Origin of the sequence: Pseudooceanicola lipolyticus (assembly GCF_002786325.1) — a bacterium.
Taxonomy (GTDB): Bacteria; Pseudomonadota; Alphaproteobacteria; order Rhodobacterales; family Rhodobacteraceae; genus Pseudooceanicola_C; species Pseudooceanicola_C lipolyticus.
In genome coordinates, this window is record NZ_PGTB01000149.1 from 1 (window position 1) to 8,868 (window position 8,868).

Genomic DNA, 8,868 nt, shown 5'->3' on the forward strand with positions numbered 1-8,868 from the left:
TCAGCGCCCTTTCGAAATCCTCCAGCGCTGCGGCGGGTTGGCCCAGCCGGTCGCGCAGCAACCCGCGCAGGTTGTGCTGGCGCGCCTGTCCGGGGGCCAGGTCGATGGCCTTGTCCGCCGCCTCCAGCGCCGCGGACAACTGGCCGGTGTTCAGCCGCAGCTGCGCCAGCAAATACCAGCCGCCGGCATCGCCGGGCAGAGCCGCCAGCAGGCGCGCCAGCTGCGCCTCGGCCGGCTGGTATTCGCCCAGCAGGATCAGCGTCTGCGCCAGGTTGCGGCGCGCATCGTGAAAGCCGGGATCGAGCGTCAGCGATTTGCGGAAATATCCCAGCCCGTCGCGCGGCCGCTCGGACAGGCACAGCGCGACCCCGGCGAGGTTAGGAAAAACCGGATGAGACTTGTGCTGTGCCATGGCTTTTTTCGCGGCCTTATAGGCGGCTTTTGCCCGCCCCTGCCGCAATAGGCCCAGCGTGGCCTGCTCATCATTTTGCCATGACATGTAACAGATTTATGATTGCCGATTCCGGCGACAAGTGGCGAAAGAATAAATTTGAGTCTTTTAGTAGAATTAGGCCGGGTATCGCCGAATTTCTACGCAAAAATAGAGGGCTAGTCCTGCACCATGGCCGAGGCCAGCCGCGCGGCGGCGGCCACGCCATCGACCAGCGGAACCGGGGTGTTCGCGGCCAGCGCGCTGCGCAGAGGCGCCATCCCGGCACAGCCCAGCACCACCGATTGCGCGCCTTCGGTACCGGCTTGGACGATTTCTTCGCCCAGCCGTGCCAGCACCGCGCTGCCGCCGGCCTCGACCTCCAGCACCGACAAGCCGCTGGCGCGCACCGAGACGCAATTGAGCGCAAAACCGTAGCTGTCGATATTGCCGCGGATCACCGGGACCGAGACGGGCAGGGTGGTCACCACCGAAAACCGCTGCCCCAACAGCGCCGCCATGTGATAGGCCGCCTGGCCGATGCCGATCACCGGGCAATGTGCGGCGGAACGGATCTCGGCCAGGCCGGTATCGTCGAAACAGCCGATCACCAGGGCGTCGGCGCCGAAGGCGCGCGCCTCGGGCAGCATCGCCTGCAGGCCCGGCACCGCGGCAGCGCCATCCGCCGCCCCCTGGATGGCCGGTGGTCCGTCGACATTGGTCCAGCCGCTGATTTCGGCCCAGGGCGCGGCCGCCTGCGCCGCCGCCACCATGCTCTGCGTCATCGCTTCCGTGGAATTCGGGTTGAGGTAAAGCAGCCGCACCTTACACGCCTTTGCCCGCATCCGAGCCCCGGCGCGCGCGCCGGCGGCCGATCACCCAGACGGTCAGGATGAACACGGCGATGATGGCAAAGGAAAATGCCGTGGTCAGCGTGCCCAGCGCATAGATCACCGGAGTGGTCACGTTGGTGGTCATGCCAAAGATCTCCAACGGCAGGGTATTATAGCTGCCCGCGGTCAGCAGGGTGCGCGCAAATTCGTCGTAGCTCAGCGTGAAGCCGAACAGCGCAACGCCGATCAGCGAGGGTGCGATGATCGGCAGGATCACATGCTGGATGGTCTGCCAGGCCGTCGCCCCCTGGTCGCGCGCGGCCTCTTCAAAACTGGGGTCGAAGCGGTTGAACACCGCGAACATGATCAGCAGGCCGAAGGGCAGGGTCCAGGTCAGCTGCGCGCCCAGCCCGCTGGTGGCCCAATGGATCTTGAAGCCCAGCTGGTTGAAGATCAGCCCAACGCCCAGCGAGATCAGGATCGAGGGGATCACCAGCGAGGTGACGGCGAGGTAAAACAGCAGGCCAGACCCGGCAAAGCGCTTGCGGAAGGCCAGACCGGCCATCACCGACACCACCACCGTTACCACCATCACCATCAGACCCAGCGCCAAGGACCGGCGGAAGGCACCCCAGATGTCGCCCACCGCCTGTTCCTGGAACAGGTCGTGGAACCAGTGCAGCGACACCCCGCGCATCGGGAAGGTCAGCCCGCCGCCGGGGCCCTGGAAGCTGAGGATGCCGATGGTGATCGTCGGGCCATAGAGGAACAGGACGAACAGGCCGAAGAAAATGGCAAGCAGGTAAAAGCTGCGCGGGCGCGGTTCCATCTTACAACTCCTTGCGAATGTTGACGAAGCGCAGCAGGATCGCGATCACGATCAGCACCGTGCACAACAGCACGATCGCGGTGGCCGCCGCCGAGGGATATTGCAGCAACCCGATATCGTTCGAGATCAGCCGCCCGACATTGGCCCGCTGCGAGCCGGACATGAAGCGCACGGTGATGAAATCGCCCATCACCAGCGTCACCACGAAGATGGTGCCGATCATGATCCCCGGCTTGGTCAGCGGGATGATCACGTTGGTCAGCGTCTGGAAGCCCGAGGCGCCGTTGTCATACGCGGCTTCGATCAGCGATTTGTCGATGCGCATCATGGTGTTGAAGATCGGCACCACCATAAACAGCGTGTAAAGGTGGACAAAGGCCAGGATCACCGAGAAATCGGAATACAGCAGCCATTCCAGCGGTTCGTCGATCACGCCCCAGGAAATCAGCGTCTGATTGGCAATTCCGTTGCGGCCCAGGAACGGAATCCAGCTGATCATGCGGATGATGTTCGAGGTCCAGAACGGGATGGTGCACAGCAGGAACAGTGCGATCTGCGTGTTCTGGTTGCGGACGTGGAAGGCCAGGAAATAGGCCACGGTGAAGCCGATGGTCAGGGTGAAGAACCAGGTGATCGCGGCATAGCGGAAGGTGGCCCAGAACACCCGATAGGTCACCTCCGAGCCGAACAGGAATTCGTAGTTTTCCAGGGTGAAGGCCGGGATGATCGAAAATTCGGTCGCCTGCCAGAAGCTGACGATGAAGATCATCACGATCGGGGCCACCAGGAACCCGATAAGCACCAGCGACAATGGCGCCGCCTGCAGCCATCCCAGAACATGCCGGTTCTTCAGCATCGCGCCTGCCACTTCCTGTTGCCAAAATTAGTCTTTGGAGATGCCATCGCCTCGCCAGTGATCCGGGAGGCAATGGCGCCGGGGGCGATGCGCCCCCGGGCCCTAATCACGGGTTCAGACGCCTTACGCGGCGATGAACTCGTTCCACTTGCGCACCATGTACTGGTTTTCGTCCATCACCGCGTTCCAGCAGGCGACGCGACCCATGCGCTCGTAGAAATCGCCGCCGTCGCGCACCTCGCCCGCCTGGGCCAGGGTGTCGCCGGTGGGCGAGGTGATGACATCGGTGGCTTCCTTGCCCTCGAACCAATAGCCCCACTCGTTTTCGGTCATGAAATCTTTCGAGGTTTCCGGCACCGCCGAGTAATAGCCCTGCCGCATCAGATAGCCGCCGACCCAGCCCGAGAGATACCAGTTGATATATTCATAGGCCGCGTCCAGCTCGAGCCCGGACAGCGACGAGGACAGGCCGATGCCGCCGCCCCACGACCGGTAGCCTTCCTTCAGCGGCTGGTAGACGCAGGGGATGCCGCGCGATTTGACCGCGGTGATCGCCGGCGACCACATCGACTGGATCACCACCTCGCCCGAGGCCATCAGGTTGACCGACTCGTCAAAGGTTTTCCAGAAGGCGCGGAACTGGCCGTTCTGCTTGGCCTCGGTGAAGATCGCCATGGTCTTGTCGATCTCCTCGCGGGTCATGTTGCCCTTGTCGCCATATTCGATCTCGCCCATCGCCTCGCAGACCATGGCCATGTCCATGATGCCGATCGAGGAGATGTCGAGGATCGACGCCTTGCCCTTGAACTCGGGGTTCAGCAGTTCGGTCCAGGATTCGATCGGCCGGCCGATCAGGTCGGGGCGGATGCCCAGCGTGTCGGCGTTGTAGATCGTCGGGATCAGCGTCATCCAGCCGGTTTCCTCGGCGGCAAAGCTGGTGCCGCCGGGGCCGTCGACAAAGCCGACCGTGTGCGGCGCGGTGCCCTGGGCGATCACGCTTTCCGGTGTCAGCTTGCCCGAACGGAAGATGCCGACAATCTTGTCGTAATTGGCGATCTTGGAAGTATCCATCGCCTGCAGGTTGCCGGTGGGCCAGACCTTTTTGCAGATCCAGTATTCGATATCGGCGATGTCAAAGCTGTCGGGCTGGGTGGCGGCGCGCTGGGTCACCGCGTCGGAATCCAGCGCCGTCATTTCAAGCGTGAAGCCCAGGTCTTCCTTCACCTTCTGCGCGACATCGTTGAGATTCGACACGCCGGTGCCGAACTGGCGCAGGGTGACGTCCTTGATCTCCTGCGCCCAGATCATCGGCGCGGGCAGGGCGGTGGCCGCGGCGGCGGCGGCACCCGATTTCAGGATCGAACGGCGCGAATATCTCATCTTCGACATGGTATCTTCCTCGTGTTGGACAGTGTGTCAGGATTGGAGGCGGTGCTGCCGCCCCTCGTCCCAGGCCAGGCACACGGCCTCGCCCGGGGATTTTGGCAGTGCGAAAAACTGCTCTTCCGCGACCAGCGCGACCACTTCGGTCTCGTCGGCCAGCCGGGTGGTGACCGCGACCCGGTCGCCCTGGTATTCAACCGAGGTAACGGTGGCGGCATGACCGTCATCGGCCAGGCGCACCGCATCGGACCGGATCGCATAGCGGGCGCCGCCGGGCAGCGAGACGACGTTGTGACCGCCCATGAAGCGGGCGACGAATTCGGTCTTGGGCGCGTTGAACACCTCGCGGGCGCTGCCGGCCTGCTCGATCACGGCGTTGTTCATCACCACCACTTCGTCGGCCAGCGCCAGCGCCTCGTCCTGGCCGTGGGTGACGTGGATGAAGGTGATGCCCAGCTCGCGCTGCAGCCGCTTCAGCTCGGCCCGCATGCGGATGCGCAGGAAGGGGTCCAGCGCCGAAAGCGGTTCGTCCAGCAGCAGAACCCGCGGCTCGGTGATCAAGGCTCGCGCCAGCGCGACGCGCTGTTGCTGCCCGCCCGACAGCTGCGCCGGCAGCCGTTCGGCCAGGTGGCCCATATCGACCAGCTCCAGCAATTCGTCGGCCTTGGCATGGCGCTGTGCCTTGTCGATGCCCTTCATCTTCAGCGAAAAGGCGACATTGTCGCGCACGCTCAGATGCGGGAACAGCGCATAGCTTTGGAACATCATCGCGGTGCCGCGCCGGGCCGGGGGCAGGGTGGAAATATCGCTGCCATCCAGCAGGATGGCACCTTCGGACACGCTTTCATGGCCGGCGATCATCCGCAGCGTGGTGGACTTGCCGCAGCCCGAAGGGCCCAGCAGGCAGACATAGCTTTGCGGCGCAAACACATGGTTGATATCGCGCACCGCCACCGTGTCGCCATAGCGTTTGGTCAGATGTACCAGTTCCAGATCCTGTGTGGTCCGCATCGCCCCTGTCCGCTGCATCGGTTTCGGTGAGGCTGCACGCAAGCGCGTCGAATCGCGCAGCGCTTTCGCGCCGGATCGGGGCGGAAAATTGGCGGTGCCGCAATTTTGATCGGCAGCTGCCTGAGTGTGCACATTATTTGGCGCAATATTGTATACGATCTTGCCAACAATGCTGGGGCCTTGTTGTTCCAACCTGCTAAGGGCAGACTCGGCCGGAAGGGAATGATGATGGAAAAGATGGCGCAGATGCGGGAGGCCGGGGCCCAGGGGATTGCCGATCAGCTGGCCATGGCCATCCACGAGCATCGCCTGACGCCCGGGGCCAAGCTGTCCGAGGATGAGGTCGGCGAGGTGTTCGGGGTCAGCCGCACGGTGGTGCGCGCGGCGCTGCAGATTCTTGCCCATGACAAGCTGGTCGATCTCAAGCGCAATCGCGGCGCCTTTGTCGCGCAGCCTTCGGTGCGCGAGGCGCGCGAGGTGTTCGAGGCGCGCGCGCTGCTGGAGCCGCGCACCGCCCGGTCTGCCGCCGAGCGGATCACGCCGGACGACCTGTCCGGGCTGACCCGCCACATCGAGGCGGAACATGCCGCGCTGGCCGCCGACGAACCGGGCCGCGCGCTGTTCCTGTCCGGTCAATTCCATGTCGAGATTGCCCGCATCGCCGACCAGGACACCATCGCCGCCTTTATCGGCCAGCTGGTCGCGCGATCCTCGCTGATCATTGCGCTGTACTGGCACCGCCGCGCCGCGCTGTGCGAAAGCCACGCGCATCACGCCCTGATCGATGCCTTTGCAGCGGGCGACGGTGACCTGGCCGAAGAGCTGATGAAGAGCCACCTGGTCGACCTCGTCACCTCGTTGGACCTGCGCAACCGAACGTCGGCGCCGACCACCCTGCGCGAGGCCCTGGGCCAATGACGCCGGCCTTTCGCACCGCCGCGCCTGCGGATCTTGTCCAGGTGCTGGACTGGGCCGCCGCCGAAGGCTGGAACCCGGGGCTGGACGATGCCGCCGCCTTCCACGCCGCCGATCCGCAGGGCTTCTTCCTGGCCGAACGGGACGGCGCAGCGGTTGCGGCGATTTCGGTGGTCAATCACTCGGACAGCTTTGCCTTTCTCGGCCTGTATCTCTGCCGACCGGAATGGCGGGGCCAGGGCGTTGGCTATGCCCTCTGGGCGCATGCGCTGGCCCATGCCGGCACCCGCACCGTCGGGCTGGACGGGGTGGCGGCGCAGCAGGCCAATTACGCCAAGTCGGGATTCGTCCTGACCGGCGCCACGCTGCGCCTGGAAGGCGATCTGGCGCCGCAGGCGGCGCCGGATAACCGTGCCGCCACGCCAGAAGACACCGCGCGCCTGCTGGCGCTCGACTCGGCTGCCAACGGGGTGGAACGCCCGCGGTTTCTGTCGGCCTGGACCGCGTCCGGACCGCAGCGCCGGACGGTGGTTCTGGGGTCGGCCCAAGGTCCCGTCGGGTTTGCCACCGCCCGGCTGTGCCGCGCGGGCTGCAAGATCGGGCCAATCGTGGCACCCGACAGTGAGGCCGCCCTGGCGCTGGCGCGCGCCGCGCTGGATGCGATCGGCGGCAGCCGGGCCATCATCGATGTGCCCGAGGGCAACGCGGCGCTGGTATCGGCGCTGCGCAAGCAGGGCTTTGCCGAGACTTTCGCCACAGCCCGCATGTATCGCGGCGCGCCGCCGCAGACCGGCCCGGCGCTGCAGGCCATTGCCACGATGGAACTGGGCTGAGCGCTTGACAAGACCGGGCGCGGCTGCGCAGATGCCCCTCGCTGGTGCCCGCGGTTCACGCCGCGGGTGAAAAGGGAATGCGACAGGGCCGAAAGGTCCAAGCGCAGCCGCCCCCGCGACCGTGACCGGAGAGGTCGCCCACTGCCACTGGCCACCGGCCGGGAAGGCAGGGCGATCGCCGGGGCAAAACGCCCCGACATCCGCAAGCCGGGAGACCTGCCAGCAGTTGATGACGTGAACCAGACGGGGTGTTCTGGGGACGGGTCCCGCGCCGGATTCGCCTTGCCCCCCGTCCCGAACGAACGGGCGATGATGTGAAGGATTGCGACGCGGCCACCGCACCAACCGAATTGCTGGTCTGCACCTCGTGCCGCGCCGGGCAGGAGATCGGACCCGACGGGCTGCGCCCCGGTGCGAAACTGCACGCCGCGCTGGCGGCGATGGACTGGCCCGATGGCGTGGAGCTGCGGGCGGTCGAGTGTTTTTCCAACTGCGACCAGGGCTGCTCCGTCGTCCTGCGCGGCGGCGCCGGGCGTTGGACCTATGTCTATGGTCGGCTTGACGAAACCCTGGCGCCAGTCGTGCATGACGGTGCCGCCCGCTATCACGCCACCGATAACGGCCTGGTCCCCTGGCGTGAGCGCCCCGAACATTTCCGCAAGAACTGCATCGCGCGGATCCCCCCTCTGGAGTTGCCCGAATGAACGAACTCACCAAGCTGCCCGTCACCGTGATCACCGGCTTTCTCGGTTCGGGTAAGACCACGCTGATCCGGCACCTGATGCAGAACCCGCAGGGCAAACGCCTGGCGGTGATCGTCAACGAATTCGGCGATGTTGGTGTCGATGGCGAGATCCTGAAATCCTGCGCCATTCCCGACTGCCCCGAGGAGAACATCCTGGAACTGGCCAATGGCTGTATCTGCTGCACCGTGGCCGATGATTTCATTCCCACCATCGAGGCCCTGATGGCGCTGGAGCCGCGGCCGGAACATATCCTGATCGAAACCTCCGGCCTGGCCCTGCCCAAGCCGCTGCTGAAAGCCTTCGACTGGCCCGATATCCGTTCGCGCATCACCGTGGACGGGGTGATCGCGCTGGCCGATGCCGAGGCGGTGGCCGCGGGCCGGTTCGCCCCCGACGTCGATGCGGTCGAGCGCCAGCGTGCCGCGGACGAGGGGCTGGACCATGAAACGCCGCTGTCGGAAGTGTTCGAAGACCAGATTTCCTGTGCCGATATCATCCTGCTGACCAAGCCCGATCTTGCCGGGGCCGCAGGGCTGGCCAAGGCGCGCGAGTTGATCGCCGCCGAAGCGCCGCGCCCGCTGCCGGTGGTCGAGGTGGCCGAGGGCGTGGTCGATCCCCGCGTCATCCTGGGGCTGGAAGCGGCCGCCGAAGACGACATGGCCGCGCGCCCGTCGCATCACGACGGCGCCGACGATCACGAACATGACGATTTCGACAGCGTGGTGGTGGATCTGCCCGAGCTTGCCGATCCCGCCGAGTTGGTGGCACGGATCGAGGCGCTGGCAAAACAGCGCAACATTCTGCGGGTCAAGGGCTATGCCGCCGTGGCGGGCAAACCGATGCGCCTGCTGGTGCAGGCGGTGGGCGCGCGGGTGCGCCAGCAGTTCGACCGGCCGTGGAAGCCGGGCGAAGAGCGGCTGGGCCGGCTGGTGGTGATCGCCGAACATGACGACATCGACGCCGGGGCGATCCGCGCGGCGCTGGCGGGATAGGGGGCGGTGGCGCGGAGGCTGATCGCTGACGCTGCGGAGG

General features: G+C 65.6%; 10 protein-coding genes and 1 riboswitch. Of the genes, 4 read left to right on the forward strand and 6 right to left on the reverse strand.

Going from position 1 to position 8,868, the window contains the following annotated elements:
- The 6 genes from CVM52_RS20905 to CVM52_RS20930 all read right to left on the reverse strand — a co-directional run.
- The coding region (locus CVM52_RS20905; protein WP_133119916.1) for a tetratricopeptide repeat protein at nucleotides 1–499 on the reverse strand (499 nt) is incomplete at its 3' end.
- A 110-nt stretch (nucleotides 500–609) separates the two neighbouring features.
- Nucleotides 610–1,254, reverse strand: a complete 645-nt coding sequence (locus CVM52_RS20910; RefSeq protein WP_100164336.1) for an aspartate/glutamate racemase family protein — start codon at nucleotides 1,252–1,254, stop codon at nucleotides 610–612.
- A gap of 1 nt (nucleotide 1,255) precedes the next feature.
- A complete protein-coding gene (locus CVM52_RS20915; protein WP_100164337.1) occupies nucleotides 1,256–2,092 on the reverse strand; it encodes an ABC transporter permease in 837 nt (278 codons plus the stop codon).
- A 1-nt stretch (nucleotide 2,093) separates the two neighbouring features.
- Nucleotides 2,094–2,948, reverse strand: a complete 855-nt coding sequence (locus CVM52_RS20920) for an ABC transporter permease (RefSeq protein WP_100164338.1) — start codon at nucleotides 2,946–2,948, stop codon at nucleotides 2,094–2,096.
- A gap of 123 nt (nucleotides 2,949–3,071) precedes the next feature.
- Nucleotides 3,072–4,337, reverse strand: a complete 1,266-nt coding sequence (locus CVM52_RS20925; RefSeq protein ID WP_100164339.1) for an ABC transporter substrate-binding protein — start codon at nucleotides 4,335–4,337, stop codon at nucleotides 3,072–3,074.
- A 27-nt stretch (nucleotides 4,338–4,364) separates the two neighbouring features.
- Nucleotides 4,365–5,342, reverse strand: a complete 978-nt coding sequence (locus CVM52_RS20930) for an ABC transporter ATP-binding protein (protein ID WP_100164340.1) — start codon at nucleotides 5,340–5,342, stop codon at nucleotides 4,365–4,367.
- A gap of 228 nt (nucleotides 5,343–5,570) precedes the next feature.
- Here CVM52_RS20930 and CVM52_RS20935 point away from each other — a divergent pair, with 228 nt between their 5' ends.
- The 4 genes from CVM52_RS20935 to cobW all read left to right on the forward strand — a co-directional run bounded on the left by CVM52_RS20935 (nucleotide 5,571) and on the right by cobW (nucleotide 8,828).
- Nucleotides 5,571–6,260, forward strand: a complete 690-nt coding sequence (locus CVM52_RS20935) for a GntR family transcriptional regulator (RefSeq protein WP_100164344.1) — start codon at nucleotides 5,571–5,573, stop codon at nucleotides 6,258–6,260.
- The gene (locus tag CVM52_RS20940; protein ID WP_100164341.1) at nucleotides 6,257–7,090 is read left to right on the forward strand and encodes a GNAT family N-acetyltransferase; all 834 of its coding nucleotides are present in this window, start codon (nucleotides 6,257–6,259) and stop codon (nucleotides 7,088–7,090) included. The genes CVM52_RS20935 and CVM52_RS20940 overlap by 4 nt, the downstream gene beginning before the upstream one ends.
- A 25-nt stretch (nucleotides 7,091–7,115) precedes the next feature.
- Nucleotides 7,116–7,328: riboswitch (cobalamin riboswitch) on the forward strand.
- 76 nt (nucleotides 7,329–7,404) lie between these two features.
- Complete coding sequence (locus tag CVM52_RS20945) at nucleotides 7,405–7,794, forward strand: DUF1636 family protein (protein ID WP_100164342.1); 390 nt, start codon at nucleotides 7,405–7,407, stop codon at nucleotides 7,792–7,794.
- Entirely contained in the window at nucleotides 7,791–8,828 is a 1,038-nt protein-coding gene (gene cobW / locus CVM52_RS20950) for a cobalamin biosynthesis protein CobW (protein ID WP_100164343.1), read from the forward strand. The genes CVM52_RS20945 and cobW overlap by 4 nt, the downstream gene beginning before the upstream one ends.
- The last annotated feature ends 40 nt before the right edge of the window (nucleotides 8,829–8,868 follow it).